The sequence below is a fragment of the Leclercia sp. Colony189 genome (genome assembly GCF_009740165.1).
Classification (GTDB): domain Bacteria; phylum Pseudomonadota; class Gammaproteobacteria; order Enterobacterales; family Enterobacteriaceae; genus Enterobacter.
Window position 1 is genome coordinate 4,365,509 of the sequence record NZ_CP046557.1, and the last position, 18,109, is coordinate 4,383,617.

Below are 18,109 nucleotides of genomic sequence, written 5' to 3' on the forward strand. Positions count from 1 at the left end.
AATAACGTGTCTACATCACTACGTATCATCTTTGCAGGAACACCTGACTTTGCAGCGCGTCATCTCGACGCGCTGTTGTCGTCTGGCCATAAGGTTGTGGGCGTGTTTACTCAGCCCGATCGTCCGGCAGGCCGGGGTAAAAAATTGATGCCGAGCCCGGTAAAAGTCCTGGCTGAAGAGCACGGTTTACCGGTCTTTCAGCCTGCTTCGTTACGGCCGCAGGAAAATCAGCAGCTGGTTGCTCAGTTAAATGCAGATGTCATGGTGGTTGTGGCGTATGGCCTCATCCTGCCGAAAGCGGTGCTTGATATGCCGCGTCTGGGCTGCATTAATGTTCACGGTTCACTTCTCCCACGTTGGCGTGGCGCAGCGCCGATCCAGCGTTCATTGTGGGCTGGCGATGCCGATACTGGCGTGACGATTATGCAAATGGACGTAGGGCTGGATACTGGCGACATGCTGTATAAGCTCTCTTGTCCTATTACCGCCGAAGATACCAGTGCCACCCTGTATGACAAACTGGCAGAGCTTGGGCCAAAAGGGCTGATTGATACACTGCAACAGCTTGCAGAGAATCGGGCTCAACCAGAAGTTCAGGACGAAGCATTAGTGACCCATGCTGAAAAGCTCAGCAAAGAAGAGGCCCGCCTCGACTGGACTCTCCCTGCTGCTCAGCTTGAACGCTGTATTCGGGCTTTCAATCCATGGCCAATGAGTTGGCTTGAGATAGACGGACAGCCGGTGAAGGTATGGAAGGCCTCTGTGATTGATGGCCAAACTCACGCTGCCCCTGGAACAATCATTGCAGCCAGTAAACAGGGTATTCAGGTCGCGACAGTTGAAGGGATCCTTAATCTGGAATCCTTACAACCAGCAGGTAAAAAAGCCATGAGCGCGCAGGACCTTCTTAACTCCCGCCGTGAATGGTTTACCCCTGGCAACAGTCTCGCCTGAGATCATTTCAAATTAAGGCCCGGTGTTTCCGGGCATTTTTATTTTTGCGGTTATGAAAAAACAAAATTTACGCAGCCTGGCAGCACAGGCGATTGAGCAAGTGGTCGAGCAGGGTCAGTCCCTGAGCAATGTCCTGCCACCGTTACAGCAAAAGGTTTCCGATAAAGATAAGTCGCTGCTTCAGGAGTTGTGCTTTGGTGTTCTGCGCACGTTACCCCAGATGGAGTGGCTGATCGGAAAACTTATGGCGCGCCCGATGGCGGGCAAGCAACGCGTCATTCACTACCTGATCATGGTCGGCTTCTATCAGCTGCTGCATACCCGTATTCCACCTCATGCCGCACTGGCAGAGACCGTAGAAGGCGCAGTTGCGGTAAAACGCCCGCAGCTGAAAGGATTGATCAACGGCGTGTTGCGACAGTTCCAGCGCCAGCAAGATGAATTGCTGGCTGAGTTCGCCCGCACGGAAAAACGTTTCCTGCATCCTGACTGGTTATTAAAGCGATTGCAAAAAGCCTATCCTGAGCAGTGGGAAGCGCTAATTAATGCCAATAACCAGCGTCCACCTATGTGGCTACGCGTTAACCGCAATCACCACACCCGGGACGCCTGGCTGGCGCTACTGGAAGAGGCCGGAATGACCGGGTTCCCTCATCCTGAATACAGCGATGCAGTGCGTCTGGCGGCCCCTGCACCGGTACATGCTCTGCCTGGCTTTGAACAGGGCTGGGTTACCGTTCAGGACGCTTCAGCCCAGGGTTGCATGACCTGGCTTGAGCCGCAGAATGGCGAGCGGATCCTCGATCTTTGCGCCGCGCCAGGCGGTAAAACGACACATATTCTGGAGGTCGCTCCGCAGGCTAACGTGATGGCTGTCGACGTTGACGAACAGCGTCTTTCTCGTGTCTACGATAATCTCAAACGTCTGGGTATGAAGGCGGAAGTTAAGCAGGGTGACGGGCGTACCCCTGGGCAGTGGTGCGGGGATGAGCAGTTCGATCGCATTTTACTGGATGCCCCTTGCTCAGCGACCGGCGTTATCCGCCGCCATCCGGATATCAAATGGTTGCGCCGCGATCGGGATATCAACGAACTGGCACAGTTGCAGTCAGAGATCCTCGACGCTATCTGGCCGCATCTGAAAACAGGCGGGACGCTGGTTTATGCCACCTGTTCTGTTCTGCCGGAAGAGAATAGCCAGCAGATCGCCGCGTTCCTGAAGCGCACACCTGATGCCCGCCTGCATCTGACCGGCACACCAGAACTGCCCGGCAAGCAAAACCTGCCAGGGGCAGAAGAAGGCGACGGTTTCTTTTACGCTAAGCTAATCAAAGAGTGATGTTGATAACGGGTCACAAGATATGAAGATAATCATTCTGGGCGCGGGGCAGGTAGGCGGTACGCTGGCAGAAAACCTGGTCGGTGAGAATAACGACATCACTATCGTTGATACCAATGGCGATCGTCTGCGCGGCCTGCAGGATAAATTCGATCTGCGCGTGGTTCAGGGGCATGGCTCTCACCCACGAGTGTTGCGTGAAGCCGGAGCGGATGACGCAGATATGCTGGTTGCTGTCACCAGTTCTGATGAAACGAATATGGTGGCCTGTCAGGTGGCCTATTCGTTATTTAATACCCCAAACCGAATCGCGCGTATACGTTCGCCGGATTACGTTCGTGATGCCGATAAGTTGTTTCAGTCCGATGCGGTGCCAATCGACCACTTAATCGCGCCGGAACAGCTGGTTATCGACAGTATTTACCGCCTGATTGAATACCCGGGCGCACTGCAGGTAGTCAACTTCGCAGAGGGCAAGGTCAGTCTTGCGGTAGTAAAAGCCTACTATGGCGGCCCGCTGATCGGTAACGCACTCTCTACGATGCGCGAACATATGCCGCACATCGATACGCGCGTCGCCGCGATTTTCCGTCATGACCGCCCTATTCGTCCCCAAGGCTCTACCATTGTCGAAGCTGGTGACGAGGTCTTCTTTATCGCCGCGTCACAGCACATCCGTGCGGTAATGAGCGAGCTTCAGCGACTGGAAAAACCCTATAAGCGCATCATGCTGGTCGGGGGCGGTAATATCGGCGCTGGCCTGGCCCGGCAGCTGGAAAAAGACTACAGCGTAAAATTGATCGAACGGGATCAACAGCGCGCCGCTGAACTGGCAGAAAAACTGCAAAATACGATCGTTTTCTATGGCGATGCGTCGGATCAGGAGCTGCTTGCCGAAGAGCATATCGATCAGGTTGATCTTTTCATTGCTGTTACCAACGACGACGAAGCCAACATCATGTCAGCGATGCTGGCAAAACGGATGGGTGCGAAGAAGGTCATGGTGCTTATCCAGCGCAAAGCCTATGTCGATCTGGTGCAGGGAAGCGTTATCGATATTGCGATTTCGCCGCAACAGGCCACTATCTCTGCCCTGCTGAGTCACGTGCGAAAAGCGGATATCGTTGGCGTTTCTTCCCTCCGTCGTGGAGTGGCAGAAGCTATCGAAGCCGTGGCGCATGGCGACGAAAGCACGTCCCGTGTGGTTGGGCGTACCATCGATGAGATTAAACTCCCGCCGGGCACTATCATTGGTGCAGTAGTGCGGGGTAACGATGTCATGATCGCTAATGACAATCTACGCATTGAGCAGGGCGATCACGTTATTATGTTCCTGACAGACAAAAAGTTTATTACCGACGTCGAGCGCTTATTCCAGCCAAGTCCTTTCTTCCTCTGACGCTTGCAAAGGTGCTGTTTTCAGCACCTTTTCTTTTTAACCCAATAATATGTAAGGGTTATATTTCTGTGACGTATGTCTCTCTTCAATGGCAATCCGCTAATGATTTGTTAGACTTGTATTTGTCAGCTGGCACAAGGAGAACAAAATGAGTTTTATTAAAGAATTTCGCGAATTTGCGATGCGCGGAAACGTAGTGGATTTGGCTGTGGGTGTGATTATTGGTGCGGCGTTTGGCAAGATCGTTTCATCACTGGTTGCGGATATCATCATGCCACCACTGGGCCTTTTAATTGGCGGAATAGATTTCAAGCAATTCGCCATAACGCTGCGGGAAGCTCAAGGTGATGTCCCTGCGGTGGTAATGCACTATGGCGTGTTTATTCAAAACGTATTTGATTTCATGATTGTTGCTTTCGCCATCTTTATGGCCATTAAGCTCATCAACAAATTAAACCGTAAGAAAAAAGAAGAACCGGCTGCGCCGCCAGCCCCATCGAAAGAAGAAGTGCTGCTTACTGAAATTCGTGACTTACTGAAAGCGCAGAACAACCGCACTTTGTAAGCCACTCAAAGCAAGAAGGCCAGTGGTAAGAAAGCGATTCGCTTGCTTGCCACTGGCCTCCCAGTTACCCCGTTTTGCATGTTTAGTTTTGCGCAGATAACTTCCTTTCCCTTTCTTGTTCTTCTCGATTCGCTGTCTGAATAAAGGATCATGCAGTAACGCCTCAATGGCATTGTCGTTGATCTGACCTTTCTTGTGTTGATAATGGCTCATACTTTCTCCAGTGTTCAAAATATCGACGCGAGTTTAGAAGGTGCTGACAATAAAATCAACATCCGCGAGACTCGCCATTCGCCCCTTGTTCAAGGGTTTCCAGAATAGAACAGTAAACGCTGCTATGTGCAGTACCGCAACAGGCATCGTTCAACCGCTGTAAAGAGAGCCGCATGGTTTGAAGCTCTTCGATGCGCGCCTCGACTTCACTCAATCTCGCCTGCACAATACTTTTTGATTCCTGGCAGGTGTGATGCTCGGGATCGATACGGATCGACAGTAGCTCGCGGATCGATTCCAGGGTAAACCCCAGCTGTCGCGCATGACGAATAAACTTAAGGCGCTGAAGATCCCGGTCGGTATAAAGCCGGAAGCCCCCTTCAGTGCGTATCTCATGTTCCATCATCTGCTGCTTTTCGTAATAACGAATAGTATCAGGGGTAACCTCAGCCAGCTTAGCAAGCTCACCAATACGATACATCGCTACTCCTCCTTCATTTTTTGCATTAGACGTTCAGCATAATCCCCGCGCAGAAACTCCGTACTCGCTCCCGCCTGGCGCAGCTTTAGTTCCAGAAGGGCGAGACGGCGGGCGTAATCCGCATGCGCTGCAGTTCCCTCTTTGACTGTGGTGAGCAAGTGAGACAGTTCGATCGCCTCTTTACGCTGTTCAAGTTCAGGAGGGAGGCAACCCGCGTTTTTCAACATGCGGTAGGCCGCTCGCAGCTCTGGGGGAACATGTGAATCATCATTCAGTTTCAGCGGCTGGCCACTGCCGGGCAGGTCATCGAATTCACCCTGGCGCTGGGCATCCAGGATATGTCGTTCTGCCCATTGGTCCAATAACCACATAGCAAAACTCCAGAGAGTAGGAAAAGAATAAGAGTAGTGTAGAAAATGGGGATTCAGCGGATATAAAAAAACCCGCCGGAGCGGGTTTTTTTACGTTACTGCAGATTACTCTGCAGCAGCTTCTGCTTTCTCTGAACGATCAACCAGCTCGATGTAAGCCATCGGAGCGTTGTCGCCTGCACGGAAGCCACACTTCAGAATACGAGTGTAACCACCGGCACGGCTCGCGAAACGCGGGCCCAGTTCGTTAAACAGTTTTGCCACGATCTCGTTATCACGAGTGCGGGCGAATGCCAGACGACGATTAGCAACGCTGTCAGTCTTGGCAAGAGTAATCAGCGGCTCAACTACGCGACGCAGCTCTTTCGCTTTAGGCAGGGTCGTCTTGATGATTTCATGACGAACCAGTGAACCTGCCATGTTGCGGAACATAGCCTGGCGATGGCTGCTGTTGCGGTTCAGTTGACGACCACTCTTACGATGGCGCATGACCTTATCCTTCTCAGTAAAACCTTAACCTGTGATCCGGTTACTCGTCAGCAATGCTTGCTGGTGGCCAGTTTTCCAGGCGCATGCCCAGAGACAGACCACGTGAAGCCAGCACGTCTTTAATCTCAGTAAGAGATTTTTTACCCAGGTTCGGCGTTTTCAGCAACTCAACCTCGGTACGCTGTACCAGATCACCGATATAGTGGATAGCTTCTGCCTTGAGGCAGTTAGCAGAGCGGACAGTCAATTCCAGATCGTCAACAGGGCGCAGCAGGATCGGATCGAATTCTGGTTTCTCTTCTTTCACTTCCGGCTGACGTACATCACGTAAGTCAACGAAAGCTTCCAGTTGTTCTGCCAGGATGGTTGCCGCACGACGAATCGCCTCTTCAGGATCGATTGTGCCGTTGGTTTCCATTTCGATGACCAGCTTGTCCAGGTCGGTACGCTGTTCTACACGCGCTGCTTCAACATTGTAGGCAATACGCTCTACAGGGCTGTAGCATGCGTCGACCAGCAGACGGCCGATTGGGCGCTCATCTTCTTCCGAATGAATTCGGGCAGAAGCCGGCACATAACCACGACCGCGCTGAACTTTGATACGCATGCTGATAGCTGCGTTCTCATCGGTCAGGTGGCAGATCACGTGCTGCGGCTTGACGATTTCAACATCACCGTCGTGGGTGATGTCGGCTGCAGTCACAGGGCCAATGCCAGATTTATTCAGAGTAAGAATAACTTCATCTTTACCCTGAACTCTCACCGCCAGCCCTTTCAGGTTGAGCAGGATTTCAAGGATATCTTCCTGAACGCCTTCTTTGGTGCTGTACTCATGAAGTACACCATCAATCTCAACCTCGGTCACCGCGCAACCCGGCATCGATGAGAGCAGAATACGGCGCAGTGCGTTACCCAGAGTATGGCCAAAGCCACGCTCTAAAGGCTCAAGGGTCACCTTGGCGTGCGTCGAACTCACTTGCTCGATATCTACCAGGCGCGGTTTTAGAAACTCTGTCACAGAACCCTGCATTGTGTCCTCTCTTTGGTACTAAGCTTTACTTGGAGTAAAGCTCGACGATCAGGTGTTCGTTAATGTCCGCAGACAGATCAGAACGTTCTGGCTGACGCTTGAACGTACCTTCCATCTTGCCAGCATCAACTTCCAGCCAGGTTGGCTTTTCACGCTGCTCAGCCAGCTCCAGAGCGGCTTTCACGCGAGATTGCTTTTTCGCTTTCTCACGAATGCTAACAACGTCATTCGCTTTAACCTGATAAGAAGCGATGTTAACAACACGACCGTTTACCATGATTGCTTTATGGCTAACCATCTGACGTGCTTCAGCACGAGTGGCGCCAAAGCCCATACGGTATACAACGTTGTCCAGACGACCTTCCAGCAGAGCCAACAGGTTTTCACCGGTGTTGCCTTTCAGACGTGCTGCTTCTTTATAGTAGTTACGGAACTGACGCTCCAGCACACCGTACATACGGCGAACTTTTTGCTTTTCACGCAACTGCACACCATAGTCAGACAGACGCGGTTTACGCGCACCGTGCTGGCCAGGAGCTTGTTCAATTTTACACTTGGTATCGATCGCGCGAACGCCAGACTTAAGGAATAAGTCGGTGCCCTCACGACGGCTCAGCTTGAGCTTAGGACCCAAATATCTTGCCATTTTCTATCTCCAACAAACCTGGAAAACGAACGCGTTATACGCGACGTTTTTTCGGCGGACGACAACCGTTATGAGGGATCGGAGTCACATCAGTAATATTAGTGATGCGGAAACCAGCGGCGTTCAGAGCACGAACGGTAGATTCGCGACCCGGACCCGGACCTTTTACCATAACTTCCAGATTCTTGATGCCGTATTCTTTTACGGCTTCAGCGCAACGCTCTGCTGCAACCTGAGCTGCGAACGGAGTGGATTTGCGAGAACCACGGAAACCGGAACCACCGGCTGTTGCCCAACCCAGCGCGTTACCCTGACGATCAGTAATAGTAACGATGGTGTTGTTGAAAGAAGCATGGATATGAGCCACGCCGTCAGAGACTTGTTTTCTTACACGCTTACGTGCACGAACTGGTGCCTTTGCCATTATTCAATCACCCCGATTATTTCTTGATCGGTTTGCGCGGACCCTTACGGGTACGTGCGTTGGTCTTAGTACGCTGACCGCGCACTGGCAGACCACGACGATGACGCAAACCGCGATAGCAACCAAGATCCATCAGGCGCTTGATGCTCATGCTAACTTCACGGCGCAGATCACCTTCAACGACAAATTTGGCAACTTCGTCACGCAGCGTGTCGATTTGTTCTTCAGACAGCTCACTGATCTTAACATCTTCAGCGATACCCGCTGCAGCCAGAATGGCTTTAGAACGGGTCTTGCCGACGCCATAGATCGAAGTTAATGCGATCACAGCATGTTTCTGATCAGGAATGTTAATGCCTGCTATACGGGCCACTATGCACTCCTACTATTTAATATGTACGCACCATGCTGAAAAGCCCGTTTTCAGGATACTCAAATGGAAACGTACAGACATACAAAAGATTGGCTGGCTAATCTAGCCAGCTCAACCCAACTTTGCAAGAAAAATATGCGAAATAATCAGCCTTGGCGCTGTTTATGCTTCGGCTCGGCACTGCAAATCACACGGATGACACCATCACGCTTAACGATTTTGCAGTTACGGCATAATTTCTTGACGGAAGCACGAACTTTCATTTTTACTCTCCGTAACTTCTCGGGCGACCTATTAGCGGCCGTAGCCTTTCAGGTTCGCCTTCTTCAATGCAGACTCGTACTGACTTGACATCATTAGAGTTTGCACTTGAGCCATAAAGTCCATAATCACGACAACAACGATAAGCAGTGAGGTTCCACCGAAGTAGAACGGTACTTTCATTGCATCACGCATGAACTCCGGGATCAGGCAGATAAAGGTAATATAAAGCGCACCAACCAGAGTCAGGCGGGTCATTACTTTATCGATATACTTCGCCGTTTGCTCTCCCGGACGAATTCCTGGTACAAATGCACCGGACTTCTTCAGGTTATCTGCTGTTTCACGCGGGTTGAAGACCAACGCCGTGTAGAAGAAACAGAAGAAGATGATCGCAGACGCATAGAGTAACACATAAAGCGGTTGCCCAGGCTGCAAATACAGCGAAATTGTTGTCAGCCAGTTCCAACCAGTACCGCCCCCGAACCATGACGCGATGGTCGCCGGGAACAGAATAATACTGGAAGCGAAGATTGCCGGGATTACCCCTGCCATATTCACTTTCAGCGGTAAATGTGTGCTCTGTGCAGCATAGACACGACGGCCTTGTTGACGTTTCGCGTAGTTTACCACAATGCGGCGTTGACCACGTTCAACGAAGATAACAAAGAACGTCACTGCAAATACTAATACTGCAACCAACAGCAACAGGAGGAAGTGCAGGTCGCCTTGACGCGCTTGCTCGATAGTATGGGCAATGGCTGGCGGGAGTCCCGCAACAATACCGGCGAAAATAATGATCGAAATACCGTTACCAATACCCCGTTCAGTAATTTGTTCGCCGAGCCACATGAGGAACATTGTTCCTGAAACCAGACTTACAACAGCGGTGAAATAGAATGCAAAGCCTGGGTTAATAACCAGGCCCTGCATACCAGGCATATTCGGTAGACCGGTAGCAATACCGATCGACTGGAATATTGCCAGCACCAGAGTACCGTAGCGGGTGTACTGGCTGATCTTACGACGACCAGACTCCCCTTCTTTCTTCAGTTCTGCCAGGGCCGGATGAACGACCGTCAGCAGCTGGATAATAATCGATGCCGAAATATACGGCATGATACCCAGAGCAAAGATAGAAGCACGGCTGAGAGCACCACCAGAGAACATGTTAAACATTTCAATGATGGTGCCACGCTGTTGCTCAAGCAGTTTGGCAAGTACAGCGGCATCAATACCAGGGATCGGAATAAAAGAGCCAATACGGAAAACAATCAGCGCACCGATCACAAACAAAAGTCTGCGTTTCAGTTCGCCAAGCCCACCTTTGGCACTTTGAAAATCTAATCCCGGTTGTTTAGCCATCTGCTACTTATTCCTCAATTTTACCGCCAGCAGCTTCGATAGCAGCACGAGCACCTTTAGTAACACGCAGGCCACGAACAGTTACCGGGGTAGAAACTTCACCAGACAGGATCACTTTCGCGAACTCGATCTGAATACCGATAATGTTTGCTGCTTTCAGCGTGTTCAGGTCTACAACGCCGCCTTCAACTTTCGCCAGGTCAGACAGACGAACTTCGGCTGTGATCGCTGATTTGCGAGAGGTGAAGCCGAACTTCGGCAGACGACGGTACAGTGGCATCTGGCCACCCTCGAAACCGCGACGTACGCCACCGCCAGAACGAGAGTTCTGACCTTTGTGACCACGACCACCGGTTTTGCCGAGGCCAGAACCGATACCACGACCCAGGCGTTTACCCGCCTTTTTAGAGCCTTCGGCCGGAGACAGAGTATTTAAACGCATCTCTTACTCCTCAACTTTAACCATGAAGTAAACCGCGTTGACCATACCACGTACAGCAGGAGTATCCTCGCGCTCAACGGTATGACCAATACGACGCAGACCCAGGCCAAGCAGCGTTGCCTTGTGTTTCGGCAGACGTCCGATTGCACTGCGGGTTTGTGTAATTTTAATAGTCTTTGCCATGGTCAATTACCCCAGAATTTCTTCAACGGATTTACCACGCTTGGCAGCGACCATTTCTGGAGATTTCATATTTTCCAGGCCATCAATAGTTGCACGAACCACGTTGATCGGGTTGGTGGAACCGTATGCTTTAGCCAGAACGTTATGAACCCCAGCGACTTCCAGAACGGCGCGCATTGCACCACCGGCGATGATACCGGTACCTTCGGAAGCCGGCTGCATGAAGACACGAGAACCCGTGTGAGTACCCTTAACTGGGTGCTGCAGGGTGCCGTGGTTCAGCGCGACGTTAATCATATTGCGACGGGCTTTTTCCATCGCTTTCTGGATCGCTGCTGGAACTTCACGCGCTTTACCGTAACCAAAACCAACGCGACCGTTACCATCGCCAACTACAGTCAGAGCTGTGAAGGAGAAAATACGACCACCTTTAACGGTTTTAGATACGCGGTTAACCGCGATCAGCTTTTCCTGCAGTTCGCCAGCTTGTTTTTCGATGTGAGCCATCTTACACCTCTACCTTAGAACTGAAGGCCAGCTTCACGGGCAGCATCTGCCAGTGCCTGGACACGACCATGATATTGGAACCCGGAACGGTCAAAGGAAACATCTTTGATGCCTTTTTCCAGAGCGCGTTCAGCAACAGCTTTACCTACAGCTGCAGCGGCGTCTTTGTTACCGGTGTACTTCAATTGTTCAGAGATAGCTTTTTCTACAGTAGAAGCAGCTACCAGAACTTCAGAACCGTTCGGTGCAATTACCTGTGCGTAAATATGACGCGGGGTACGATGTACCACCAGGCGAGTTGCACCCAGCTCTTTGAGCTTGCGGCGTGCGCGGGTCGCACGACGGATACGAGCAGATTTCTTATCCATAGTGTTACCTTACTTCTTCTTAGCCTCTTTGGTACGCACGACTTCGTCGGCGTAACGAACACCCTTGCCTTTGTAAGGCTCAGGACGACGGTAGGCGCGCAGATCTGCTGCAACCTGACCGATCAGCTGTTTATCAGCGCCTTTCAGCACGATTTCAGTCTGAGACGGACATTCTGCAGTAATACCTGCTGGCAGCGCGTGTTCAACAGGGTGAGAGAAGCCCAGAGCCAGGCTTACTGCGTTCCCTTTGATCGCTGCACGATAACCTACACCAACCAGCTGCAGCTTCTTAGTGAAGCCTTCGGTAACACCGATAACCATTGAGTTCAGCAGGGCACGCGCGGTACCAGCCTGAGCCCAGCCATCAACGTAACCAGTACGTGGGCCGAAAGTCAGAGCGTTATCTGCATGAGTAACTTCAACAGCATCGTTGAGAGTACGAGTCAGCTCGCCGTTTTTACCTTTGATCGTAATAACCTGACCGTTGATTTTTACATCAACGCCGGCAGGAACAACGACCGGTGCTTTAGCAACACGAGACATTTTTTCCTCCGATTAGGCTACGTAGCAGATAATTTCGCCACCAAGACCAGCCTGGCGCGCTGCACGATCAGTCATAACACCTTTAGAGGTAGAAACAACTGCGATACCCATGCCGGCCATAACTTTTGGCAGCTCATCTTTACGTTTGTAGATGCGCAGACCTGGGCGGCTGACACGCTGAATGCTTTCTACAACAGCCTTGCCCTGGAAATACTTAAGAGTAAGTTCCAGTTCAGGCTTGGTGTCGCCTTCAACTTTAAAATCTTCGATAAAACCTTCTTCCTTCAGCACGTTGGCGATTGCCACTTTCAGCTTGGAGGAAGGCATGGTGACCGCAGCTTTGTTCGCGGCCTGACCGTTACGGATACGGGTCAGCATATCCGCGATCGGATCTTGCATGCTCATCTGTCTTTACTCCCGTGATTCAATTGGTGACAATTACCAGCTAGCCTTTTTCAGACCCGGGATTTCACCGCGCATTGCGGCTTCACGGACCTTGATACGGCTCAACCCGAACTTCCGCAGGAAAGCGTGCGGACGACCAGTTTGACGGCAGCGGTTACGCTGACGAGACGGGCTGGAATCACGCGGCAGAGTCTGCAGCTTGAGAACTGCATTCCAACGATCTTCGTCGGAAGCGTTCACATCAGAAATGATCGCTTTCAGTTCAGCGCGTTTAGCGAAGAATTTATCAGCTAAAGCTACGCGCTTTACTTCGCGTGCTTTCATTGATTGCTTAGCCATTCAGTAACCCTACCTTACTTGCGGAACGGGAAGTCAAAGGCAGCCAGCAGAGCACGGCCTTCTTCGTCAGATTTCGCAGTAGTGGTAATGGTAATATCCAAACCACGCACGCGGTCGACTTTATCGTAGTCGATTTCTGGGAAGATGATCTGCTCACGGACACCCATGCTGTAGTTACCACGACCGTCGAAAGACTTAGCGGACAAGCCACGGAAGTCACGGATACGAGGTACAGCAATAGTGATCAGGCGCTCAAAGAACTCCCACATGCGTTCGCCACGCAGAGTTACTTTACAGCCGATCGGATAGCCCTGACGGATTTTGAAGCCTGCAACAGATTTGCGTGCTTTGGTGATCAACGGTTTTTGACCGGAGATAGCTGCCAGGTCAGCTGCTGCGTTATCCAGCAGTTTCTTGTCAGCGATCGCTTCACCAACACCCATGTTCAGGGTGATCTTCTCGACCCGAGGGACTTGCATGACAGAATTGTAGTTAAACTCAGTCATGAGCTTATTAACTACTTCGTCTTTGTAGTAATCATGCAGTTTCGCCATCGTACTACTCCAAATTACTTGATAGTTTCGCTGTTAGACTTGAAGAAACGGACTTTTTTGCCGTCTTCGAATCTAAAGCCTACACGGTCAGCCTTGCCGGTTGCCGCATTGAAGATTGCAACGTTAGAAACCTGAATAGCAGCTTCTTTTTCAACGATGCCACCTGGCTGGTTCAGGGCCGGAACCGGCTTCTGATGTTTCTTAACCAGGTTGATACCTTCAACAATGACCTTGCCGGAAGACAGGACATTTTTTACTTTACCGCGTTTACCTTTATCTTTACCGGTTAACACGATAACTTCGTCATCACGACGGATTTTCGCTGCCATGATTCGCTCCTTAGAGTACTTCTGGTGCCAGAGAGATAATTTTCATGAACTTCTCAGTACGAAGTTCACGAGTTACCGGCCCAAAGATACGCGTGCCGATAGGCTGCTCGCTGTTATTGTTTAAAATAACGCATGCATTACCATCGAAGCGAATGACAGAACCGTCAGGGCGACGAACACCCTTCTTGGTGCGCACCACTACCGCTTTCAGCACATCACCTTTCTTGACCTTACCACGTGGAATTGCTTCTTTGATGGTGATCTTGATGATGTCGCCTACGCCTGCGTAGCGACGGTGCGAGCCACCCAGAACCTTGATACACATTACGCGACGTGCACCGGAGTTGTCGGCGACGTTCAGCATAGTCTGTTCTTGGATCATTTTAGTGCTCCGCTAATGTCAACTACTACCTGAGACTCTAAAATCAGAGCCGTTAAAAAGCCCCATATCGAGGGCGCGGCATTATAACACCGCTTCTGCAATATGGGTAGAAAAAATAAACGGCTCATCGCTGAGCCGTTTATTCGTATCGAGAAGGCTACTCTATTACAGAACCGCTTTCTCTACAACGCGAACCAGCGTCCAGGACTTAGTCTTGGACAGTGGACGGCATTCGCGGATTTCTACCACGTCACCGATACCACATTCGTTGTTCTCGTCATGTACGTGCAGTTTGGTCGTACGCTTGATGAATTTACCGTAGATCGGGTGTTTCACAACGCGCTCGATAGCAACAACGATGGATTTCTCCATTTTGTCGCTAACAACACGACCTTGCAGAGTACGGATTTTATCGGTCATTACGCACCCGCCTTCTGAGTCAGTAAAGTCTTAACGCGTGCAACATCACGACGCACTTGCTTCAGCAGGTGAGTCTGTTGCAGCTGGCCACTTGCAGCCTGCATGCGCAGGTTGAACTGCTCACGCAGCAGGTTCAGCAGCTCAGCGTTCAGCTCTTCAACGCTTTTTTCACGCAGCTCATTTGCTTTCATTACATCACCGTCTTAGTTACAAAGGTGGTTTTAATCGGCAGTTTCGCTGCTGCCAGGCCGAATGCTTCACGGGCCAGCTCTTCCGGTACGCCGTCCATTTCATACAGGACTTTACCCGGCTGAATCAAGGCAACCCAGTACTCCACGTTACCTTTACCTTTACCCATACGAACTTCCAGCGGCTTCTCGGTAATTGGTTTGTCCGGGAATACACGGATCCAAATTTTACCTTGACGCTTAACTGCACGGGTCATAGCACGACGTGCTGCTTCGATCTGACGTGCAGTCAGACGACCACGGCCAACAGCTTTCAGACCGAAAGTGCCGAAGCTAACATCCGTACCCTGCGCCAGACCACGGTTGCGGCCTTTGTGCACTTTACGGAATTTTGTACGCTTTGGTTGTAACATCAGCGACGCTCCTTATTTACGGCCTTTACGCTGCTGCTTTTTAGGTTGAGCAGCCGGTTTTTCCGGTTGTTCAACAGCAGCCATACCACCCAGGATCTCACCTTTGAAGATCCATACCTTAACGCCGATTACACCGTAAGTGGTGTGCGCTTCAGAGGTGTTGTAGTCGATGTCAGCACGCAGAGTGTGCAGCGGTACGCGACCTTCACGGTACCATTCGGTACGTGCGATTTCCGCGCCGCCCAGACGGCCGCTAACTTCAACTTTGATACCTTTAGCGCCCAGACGCATTGCGTTCTGTACAGCACGCTTCATAGCACGACGGAACATAACACGACGTTCCAGCTGAGAAGTGATGCTGTCAGCAACCAGTTTTGCGTCCAGTTCAGGCTTACGAACTTCAGCGATATTGATCTGTGCAGGAACGCCAGCGATATCCGCTACGACCTTGCGCAGTTTTTCTACGTCTTCGCCTTTCTTACCGATAACGATGCCAGGACGAGCAGTGTGAATGGTCACACGGATGCTCTTAGCCGGACGCTCGATTACGATACGAGATACGGACGCTTTAGCCAGTTCCTTAGTCAGGTACTGACGTACTTTAAAATCGCTGTCCAGGTTGTCAGCGAATTCTTTGGTGTTCGCAAACCAGGTTGAGTTCCATGGTTTTACAATACCCAGGCGAATACCATTAGGATGTACTTTCTGACCCATTGCTAGTCTCCAGAGTCTCAGCGATCGGACACAACCACAGTAATGTGGCTGGTGCGCTTCAGGATGCGATCTGCACGACCTTTCGCACGCGGCATAATGCGCTTCATGCTCGGGCCTTCGTCTACGAAAATTTTCGCAACTTTCAGATCGTCAATGTCAGCGCCATCGTTGTGTTCAGCGTTAGCAATGGCAGATTCCAGAACTTTCTTGACCAGTACAGCCGCTTTCTTATTGGTGTAGGTCAGAATATCCAGGGCCTGCGACACTTTCTTACCGCGAATCAGGTCAGCAACAAGGCGAACCTTCTGAGCAGAAGAACGAGCATGGCGATGTTGAGCTAAAGTTTCCATCTCTTCCTCCTACCTTATTTCTTCTTCGCTTTTTTATCAGCAGCGTGGCCGCGATAAGTACGAGTCGGTGCGAATTCACCCAGTTTGTGACCGACCATTTCATCGGAAACGAATACTGGAACGTGCTGACGACCATTATGGACAGCGATGGTCAAACCGATCATGTTAGGAAAGATCGTTGAACGACGGGACCAAGTGCGCAGGGGCTTCTTGTCTCCGCTTTCCACCGCTTTCTCTACCTTCTTCAGCAAGTGCAGGTCAATAAAAGGACCTTTCTTGAGAGAACGTGGCATGGCTTATCCTCTAATATTATTTGCTACGGCGACGTACGATAAATTTATCAGTACGCTTGTTGCTGCGGGTCTTCTTACCTTTGGTCTGAACGCCCCACGGAGTTACCGGGTGCTTACCAAAGTTACGACCTTCACCACCACCATGTGGGTGGTCGACTGGGTTCATCGCAGTACCGCGAACGGTAGGACGAACACCACGCCAGCGTGCAGCACCTGCTTTACCCAGAACGCGCAGCATATGCTCAGCATTGCCAACTTCGCCCAGGGTAGCGCGGCAGTCTGCTTCGACTTTACGCATTTCACCAGAACGCAGACGCAGGGTGACATAAGCACCATCACGCGCAACGATCTGAACGTAAGTACCAGCGGAACGTGCCAGCTGACCGCCTTTACCTGGTTTCATTTCTACGTTATGAACGGTAGAACCAACCGGGATATTGCGCATCGGCAGGGTGTTACCTGCTTTGATTGCAGCATCAACGCCAGACTGAATCTGGTCGCCAGCTTTCAGGCCTTTAGGGGCCAGGATGTAACGGCGTTCGCCATCTTTGTACAGAACCAGCGCGATGTTCGCGGAACGGTTCGGATCGTACTCAAGACGCTCAACAACTGCTGGGATACCGTCTTTGTTGCGTTTAAAGTCAACAATACGATAAGCCTGCTTGTGGCCACCACCGATGTGACGAGTGGTGATACGGCCATTGTTGTTACGACCACCGGATTTGCTGTTCTTTTCCAGCAACGGAGCAAAAGGCTTGCCCTTGTGCAGCTCAGGGTTAACCACTTTAACAACGTGGCGACGACCCGGAGATGTCGGTTTACATTTAACAACTGCCATTGTATTACTCCTCCGACTTACTCAGCGCCGCCAACGAAGTCCAGATTCTGGCCTTCTTTCAGGGTGACGTAAGCTTTTTTCCAGTCGCTACGACGACCGATACGCTGTCCGTGACGTTTAACTTTCCCTTTAACTACCAGGGTGTTAACGACTTCGACTTCGACTTCAAACAGTTTCTGCACAGCAGCTTTGATTTCTGCTTTGGTCGCGTCTTTAGCAACTTTGAGAACGATGGTGTTAGTTTTTTCCATCGCAGTAGACGCTTTTTCAGAAACGTGCGGTGCGCGCAGCACCTTCAGCAGACGTTCTTCACGAATCATGCCAGCATCTCCTCAACTTGCTTAACAGCATCAGCAGTCATTACGACTTTGTCGAAGGCGATCAGGCTAACCGGGTCGATACCAGTCGCATCGCGTACGTCAACCTTGTGCAGGTTACGTGCGGCCAGGAACAGGTTCTCGTCCAGCTCACCGGTGATGATCAGCACATCTTCCAGAGCCATGTCTTTCAGTTTCTGTGCCAGCAGCTTAGTTTTAGGCGCTTCTACAGAGAAAGATTCGACAACGATCAGACGATCCTGACGTACCAGCTCGGACAGGATGCTTTTCAGCGCGCCGCGGTACATCTTTTTATTAACTTTTTGACTGTGGTCCTGCGGGCGAGCAGCGAAGGTCACGCCACCGGAACGCCAGATCGGGCTCTTGATAGAACCTGAACGCGCACGGCCAGTACCTTTCTGGCGCCACGGCTTTTTGCCGGAACCAGTTACTTCAGCACGAGTCTTCTGAGCACGAGTACCCTGACGAGCACCAGCTGCATAAGCAACAACAACCTGGTGAACCAGCGCTTCGTTGAAATCACGACCGAAGGTAGTTTCGGAAACAGTCAGCGCGCTCTGCGCGTCTTTCAATACTAATTCCATTGCTATCCC

33 protein-coding genes are annotated in these 18,109 nt (G+C 51.1%); 4 read left to right on the top strand and 29 right to left on the bottom strand.

Annotated elements, in window-relative coordinates; all coding sequences use genetic code 11:
* Positions 1 to 6: 6 nt before the first annotated feature.
* The 4 genes from fmt to mscL all read left to right on the top strand — a co-directional run bounded on the left by fmt (position 7) and on the right by mscL (position 4,257).
* Positions 7 to 954 (top strand): methionyl-tRNA formyltransferase, encoded by a 948-nt coding sequence (fmt, locus tag GNG29_RS20800; protein WP_103177259.1) that lies wholly within the window; start codon positions 7 to 9, stop codon positions 952 to 954.
* Positions 955 to 1,006: 52 nt separating this feature from the next.
* Positions 1,007 to 2,293, top strand: coding sequence for a 16S rRNA (cytosine(967)-C(5))-methyltransferase RsmB (gene rsmB, locus GNG29_RS20805; RefSeq protein ID WP_103180997.1), 1,287 nt, complete (start codon positions 1,007 to 1,009; stop codon positions 2,291 to 2,293).
* 22 nt (positions 2,294 to 2,315) lie between these two features.
* Complete coding sequence (trkA, locus tag GNG29_RS20810) at positions 2,316 to 3,692, top strand: Trk system potassium transporter TrkA (protein WP_103177260.1); 1,377 nt, start codon at positions 2,316 to 2,318, stop codon at positions 3,690 to 3,692.
* 148 nt (positions 3,693 to 3,840) lie between these two features.
* Positions 3,841 to 4,257 (top strand): large-conductance mechanosensitive channel protein MscL, encoded by a 417-nt coding sequence (gene mscL / locus GNG29_RS20815; RefSeq protein ID WP_103177261.1) that lies wholly within the window; start codon positions 3,841 to 3,843, stop codon positions 4,255 to 4,257.
* Here the strand turns inward: mscL and GNG29_RS20820 are convergent.
* The 29 genes from GNG29_RS20820 to rplD all read right to left on the bottom strand — a co-directional run bounded on the left by GNG29_RS20820 (position 4,225) and on the right by rplD (position 18,100).
* Positions 4,225 to 4,470 carry an alternative ribosome-rescue factor A gene (locus GNG29_RS20820; protein ID WP_114388362.1) on the bottom strand — a complete coding sequence of 82 codons (246 nt, stop codon included), beginning with the start codon at positions 4,468 to 4,470 and terminating at the stop codon, positions 4,225 to 4,227. The genes mscL and GNG29_RS20820 overlap by 33 nt on opposite strands.
* A gap of 55 nt (positions 4,471 to 4,525) precedes the next feature.
* Complete coding sequence (gene zntR, locus GNG29_RS20825; RefSeq protein ID WP_103825482.1) at positions 4,526 to 4,951, bottom strand: Zn(2+)-responsive transcriptional regulator; 426 nt, start codon at positions 4,949 to 4,951, stop codon at positions 4,526 to 4,528.
* 2 nt (positions 4,952 to 4,953) lie between these two features.
* Positions 4,954 to 5,322, bottom strand: coding sequence for a DUF1992 domain-containing protein (locus tag GNG29_RS20830; protein WP_156655295.1), 369 nt, complete (start codon positions 5,320 to 5,322; stop codon positions 4,954 to 4,956).
* Between the two features lie 105 nt (positions 5,323 to 5,427).
* The gene (gene rplQ, locus GNG29_RS20835; protein ID WP_001216368.1) at positions 5,428 to 5,811 is read right to left on the bottom strand and encodes a 50S ribosomal protein L17; all 384 of its coding nucleotides are present in this window, start codon (positions 5,809 to 5,811) and stop codon (positions 5,428 to 5,430) included.
* A 40-nt stretch (positions 5,812 to 5,851) separates the two neighbouring features.
* Positions 5,852 to 6,841 (bottom strand): DNA-directed RNA polymerase subunit alpha, encoded by a 990-nt coding sequence (locus GNG29_RS20840; RefSeq protein WP_002919219.1) that lies wholly within the window; start codon positions 6,839 to 6,841, stop codon positions 5,852 to 5,854.
* Positions 6,842 to 6,866: 25 nt separating this feature from the next.
* Entirely contained in the window at positions 6,867 to 7,487 is a 621-nt protein-coding gene (gene rpsD / locus GNG29_RS20845; RefSeq protein ID WP_032614687.1) for a 30S ribosomal protein S4, read from the bottom strand.
* Between the two features lie 34 nt (positions 7,488 to 7,521).
* Entirely contained in the window at positions 7,522 to 7,911 is a 390-nt protein-coding gene (gene rpsK, locus GNG29_RS20850) for a 30S ribosomal protein S11 (protein WP_003863312.1), read from the bottom strand.
* Between the two features lie 16 nt (positions 7,912 to 7,927).
* Positions 7,928 to 8,284 (bottom strand): 30S ribosomal protein S13, encoded by a 357-nt coding sequence (gene rpsM, locus GNG29_RS20855; protein ID WP_003031135.1) that lies wholly within the window; start codon positions 8,282 to 8,284, stop codon positions 7,928 to 7,930.
* 146 nt (positions 8,285 to 8,430) lie between these two features.
* Entirely contained in the window at positions 8,431 to 8,547 is a 117-nt protein-coding gene (gene rpmJ / locus GNG29_RS20860; RefSeq protein WP_000868187.1) for a 50S ribosomal protein L36, read from the bottom strand.
* A gap of 31 nt (positions 8,548 to 8,578) precedes the next feature.
* Positions 8,579 to 9,910, bottom strand: coding sequence for a preprotein translocase subunit SecY (secY, locus tag GNG29_RS20865; RefSeq protein ID WP_103177265.1), 1,332 nt, complete (start codon positions 9,908 to 9,910; stop codon positions 8,579 to 8,581).
* Positions 9,911 to 9,917: 7 nt separating this feature from the next.
* A complete protein-coding gene (rplO, locus tag GNG29_RS20870) occupies positions 9,918 to 10,352 on the bottom strand; it encodes a 50S ribosomal protein L15 (protein WP_039032065.1) in 435 nt (144 codons plus the stop codon).
* 3 nt (positions 10,353 to 10,355) lie between these two features.
* Positions 10,356 to 10,535: a 50S ribosomal protein L30 gene (gene rpmD, locus GNG29_RS20875; protein WP_003863301.1), complete on the bottom strand. Its 180-nt coding sequence runs from the start codon at positions 10,533 to 10,535 to the stop codon at positions 10,356 to 10,358.
* 6 nt (positions 10,536 to 10,541) lie between these two features.
* Complete coding sequence (gene rpsE, locus GNG29_RS20880) at positions 10,542 to 11,042, bottom strand: 30S ribosomal protein S5 (protein WP_007369821.1); 501 nt, start codon at positions 11,040 to 11,042, stop codon at positions 10,542 to 10,544.
* A 14-nt stretch (positions 11,043 to 11,056) separates the two neighbouring features.
* Positions 11,057 to 11,410, bottom strand: coding sequence for a 50S ribosomal protein L18 (gene rplR, locus GNG29_RS20885; protein WP_039076817.1), 354 nt, complete (start codon positions 11,408 to 11,410; stop codon positions 11,057 to 11,059).
* 9 nt (positions 11,411 to 11,419) lie between these two features.
* A complete protein-coding gene (gene rplF / locus GNG29_RS20890) occupies positions 11,420 to 11,953 on the bottom strand; it encodes a 50S ribosomal protein L6 (RefSeq protein WP_103177266.1) in 534 nt (177 codons plus the stop codon).
* 12 nt (positions 11,954 to 11,965) lie between these two features.
* A complete protein-coding gene (gene rpsH, locus GNG29_RS20895) occupies positions 11,966 to 12,358 on the bottom strand; it encodes a 30S ribosomal protein S8 (protein WP_003031127.1) in 393 nt (130 codons plus the stop codon).
* Between the two features lie 33 nt (positions 12,359 to 12,391).
* On the bottom strand, positions 12,392 to 12,697 hold the full coding sequence (gene rpsN / locus GNG29_RS20900; protein ID WP_042396030.1) for a 30S ribosomal protein S14: 306 nt from the start codon (positions 12,695 to 12,697) through the stop codon (positions 12,392 to 12,394).
* Between the two features lie 14 nt (positions 12,698 to 12,711).
* On the bottom strand, positions 12,712 to 13,251 hold the full coding sequence (rplE, locus tag GNG29_RS20905) for a 50S ribosomal protein L5 (RefSeq protein ID WP_007702494.1): 540 nt from the start codon (positions 13,249 to 13,251) through the stop codon (positions 12,712 to 12,714).
* A gap of 14 nt (positions 13,252 to 13,265) precedes the next feature.
* On the bottom strand, positions 13,266 to 13,580 hold the full coding sequence (gene rplX / locus GNG29_RS20910) for a 50S ribosomal protein L24 (protein ID WP_000729185.1): 315 nt from the start codon (positions 13,578 to 13,580) through the stop codon (positions 13,266 to 13,268).
* A 10-nt stretch (positions 13,581 to 13,590) separates the two neighbouring features.
* The gene (gene rplN, locus GNG29_RS20915; RefSeq protein ID WP_002919748.1) at positions 13,591 to 13,962 is read right to left on the bottom strand and encodes a 50S ribosomal protein L14; all 372 of its coding nucleotides are present in this window, start codon (positions 13,960 to 13,962) and stop codon (positions 13,591 to 13,593) included.
* A 165-nt stretch (positions 13,963 to 14,127) separates the two neighbouring features.
* Entirely contained in the window at positions 14,128 to 14,382 is a 255-nt protein-coding gene (gene rpsQ / locus GNG29_RS20920) for a 30S ribosomal protein S17 (RefSeq protein ID WP_008457160.1), read from the bottom strand.
* Complete coding sequence (rpmC, locus tag GNG29_RS20925; RefSeq protein ID WP_032614707.1) at positions 14,382 to 14,573, bottom strand: 50S ribosomal protein L29; 192 nt, start codon at positions 14,571 to 14,573, stop codon at positions 14,382 to 14,384. Before rpmC ends, rpsQ begins: the two co-directional genes overlap by 1 nt.
* Positions 14,573 to 14,983, bottom strand: a complete 411-nt coding sequence (gene rplP / locus GNG29_RS20930) for a 50S ribosomal protein L16 (RefSeq protein WP_002919759.1) — start codon at positions 14,981 to 14,983, stop codon at positions 14,573 to 14,575. Before rplP ends, rpmC begins: the two co-directional genes overlap by 1 nt.
* A 12-nt stretch (positions 14,984 to 14,995) precedes the next feature.
* Positions 14,996 to 15,697, bottom strand: a complete 702-nt coding sequence (gene rpsC / locus GNG29_RS20935) for a 30S ribosomal protein S3 (RefSeq protein WP_000529945.1) — start codon at positions 15,695 to 15,697, stop codon at positions 14,996 to 14,998.
* A 17-nt stretch (positions 15,698 to 15,714) separates the two neighbouring features.
* Positions 15,715 to 16,047 carry a 50S ribosomal protein L22 gene (rplV, locus tag GNG29_RS20940; RefSeq protein ID WP_002919773.1) on the bottom strand — a complete coding sequence of 111 codons (333 nt, stop codon included), beginning with the start codon at positions 16,045 to 16,047 and terminating at the stop codon, positions 15,715 to 15,717.
* Positions 16,048 to 16,061: 14 nt separating this feature from the next.
* On the bottom strand, positions 16,062 to 16,340 hold the full coding sequence (gene rpsS, locus GNG29_RS20945) for a 30S ribosomal protein S19 (RefSeq protein WP_001138115.1): 279 nt from the start codon (positions 16,338 to 16,340) through the stop codon (positions 16,062 to 16,064).
* A gap of 16 nt (positions 16,341 to 16,356) precedes the next feature.
* Positions 16,357 to 17,178: a 50S ribosomal protein L2 gene (rplB, locus tag GNG29_RS20950; RefSeq protein WP_000301859.1), complete on the bottom strand. Its 822-nt coding sequence runs from the start codon at positions 17,176 to 17,178 to the stop codon at positions 16,357 to 16,359.
* A gap of 17 nt (positions 17,179 to 17,195) precedes the next feature.
* Positions 17,196 to 17,498: a 50S ribosomal protein L23 gene (gene rplW / locus GNG29_RS20955; RefSeq protein WP_000617546.1), complete on the bottom strand. Its 303-nt coding sequence runs from the start codon at positions 17,496 to 17,498 to the stop codon at positions 17,196 to 17,198.
* On the bottom strand, positions 17,495 to 18,100 hold the full coding sequence (rplD, locus tag GNG29_RS20960; protein ID WP_003031119.1) for a 50S ribosomal protein L4: 606 nt from the start codon (positions 18,098 to 18,100) through the stop codon (positions 17,495 to 17,497). The genes rplW and rplD overlap by 4 nt, the downstream gene beginning before the upstream one ends.
* Between the last annotated feature and the right edge of the window lie 9 nt (positions 18,101 to 18,109).

Bases quoted from the DNA above. Each gene is read 5' to 3' on its own strand.
- rplV (WP_002919773.1), bottom strand. From the start codon at position 16,047: ATGGAAACTTTAGCTCAACATCGCCATGCTCGTTCTTCTGCTCAGAAG.
- rpmJ (WP_000868187.1), bottom strand. From the start codon at position 8,547: ATGAAAGTTCGTGCTTCCGTCAAGAAATTATGCCGTAACTGCAAAATC.
- rpsE (WP_007369821.1), bottom strand. From the start codon at position 11,042: ATGGCTCACATCGAAAAACAAGCTGGCGAACTGCAGGAAAAGCTGATC.
- rplO (WP_039032065.1), bottom strand. From the start codon at position 10,352: ATGCGTTTAAATACTCTGTCTCCGGCCGAAGGCTCTAAAAAGGCGGGT.
- zntR (WP_103825482.1), bottom strand. From the start codon at position 4,951: ATGTATCGTATTGGTGAGCTTGCTAAGCTGGCTGAGGTTACCCCTGAT.
- rplQ (WP_001216368.1), bottom strand. From the start codon at position 5,811: ATGCGCCATCGTAAGAGTGGTCGTCAACTGAACCGCAACAGCAGCCAT.
- rplD (WP_003031119.1), bottom strand. From the start codon at position 18,100: ATGGAATTAGTATTGAAAGACGCGCAGAGCGCGCTGACTGTTTCCGAA.
- rpmC (WP_032614707.1), bottom strand. From the start codon at position 14,573: ATGAAAGCAAATGAGCTGCGTGAAAAAAGCGTTGAAGAGCTGAACGCT.
- rpsK (WP_003863312.1), bottom strand. From the start codon at position 7,911: ATGGCAAAGGCACCAGTTCGTGCACGTAAGCGTGTAAGAAAACAAGTC.
- rpsH (WP_003031127.1), bottom strand. From the start codon at position 12,358: ATGAGCATGCAAGATCCGATCGCGGATATGCTGACCCGTATCCGTAAC.
- rpsN (WP_042396030.1), bottom strand. From the start codon at position 12,697: ATGGCTAAGCAATCAATGAAAGCACGCGAAGTAAAGCGCGTAGCTTTA.
- rplR (WP_039076817.1), bottom strand. From the start codon at position 11,410: ATGGATAAGAAATCTGCTCGTATCCGTCGTGCGACCCGCGCACGCCGC.
- trkA (WP_103177260.1), top strand. From the start codon at position 2,316: ATGAAGATAATCATTCTGGGCGCGGGGCAGGTAGGCGGTACGCTGGCA.
- rpsC (WP_000529945.1), bottom strand. From the start codon at position 15,697: ATGGGTCAGAAAGTACATCCTAATGGTATTCGCCTGGGTATTGTAAAA.
- rplB (WP_000301859.1), bottom strand. From the start codon at position 17,178: ATGGCAGTTGTTAAATGTAAACCGACATCTCCGGGTCGTCGCCACGTT.
- rplW (WP_000617546.1), bottom strand. From the start codon at position 17,498: ATGATTCGTGAAGAACGTCTGCTGAAGGTGCTGCGCGCACCGCACGTT.
- rpsD (WP_032614687.1), bottom strand. From the start codon at position 7,487: ATGGCAAGATATTTGGGTCCTAAGCTCAAGCTGAGCCGTCGTGAGGGC.
- mscL (WP_103177261.1), top strand. From the start codon at position 3,841: ATGAGTTTTATTAAAGAATTTCGCGAATTTGCGATGCGCGGAAACGTA.
- rplF (WP_103177266.1), bottom strand. From the start codon at position 11,953: ATGTCTCGTGTTGCTAAAGCACCGGTCGTTGTTCCTGCCGGCGTTGAT.
- rsmB (WP_103180997.1), top strand. From the start codon at position 1,007: ATGAAAAAACAAAATTTACGCAGCCTGGCAGCACAGGCGATTGAGCAA.
- GNG29_RS20820 (WP_114388362.1), bottom strand. From the start codon at position 4,470: ATGAGCCATTATCAACACAAGAAAGGTCAGATCAACGACAATGCCATT.
- rplX (WP_000729185.1), bottom strand. From the start codon at position 13,580: ATGGCAGCGAAAATCCGTCGTGATGACGAAGTTATCGTGTTAACCGGT.
- rpsQ (WP_008457160.1), bottom strand. From the start codon at position 14,382: ATGACCGATAAAATCCGTACTCTGCAAGGTCGTGTTGTTAGCGACAAA.
- rplP (WP_002919759.1), bottom strand. From the start codon at position 14,983: ATGTTACAACCAAAGCGTACAAAATTCCGTAAAGTGCACAAAGGCCGC.
- rplN (WP_002919748.1), bottom strand. From the start codon at position 13,962: ATGATCCAAGAACAGACTATGCTGAACGTCGCCGACAACTCCGGTGCA.
- GNG29_RS20840 (WP_002919219.1), bottom strand. From the start codon at position 6,841: ATGCAGGGTTCTGTGACAGAGTTTCTAAAACCGCGCCTGGTAGATATC.
- rpmD (WP_003863301.1), bottom strand. From the start codon at position 10,535: ATGGCAAAGACTATTAAAATTACACAAACCCGCAGTGCAATCGGACGT.
- rplE (WP_007702494.1), bottom strand. From the start codon at position 13,251: ATGGCGAAACTGCATGATTACTACAAAGACGAAGTAGTTAATAAGCTC.
- GNG29_RS20830 (WP_156655295.1), bottom strand. From the start codon at position 5,322: ATGTGGTTATTGGACCAATGGGCAGAACGACATATCCTGGATGCCCAG.
- secY (WP_103177265.1), bottom strand. From the start codon at position 9,910: ATGGCTAAACAACCGGGATTAGATTTTCAAAGTGCCAAAGGTGGGCTT.
- rpsS (WP_001138115.1), bottom strand. From the start codon at position 16,340: ATGCCACGTTCTCTCAAGAAAGGTCCTTTTATTGACCTGCACTTGCTG.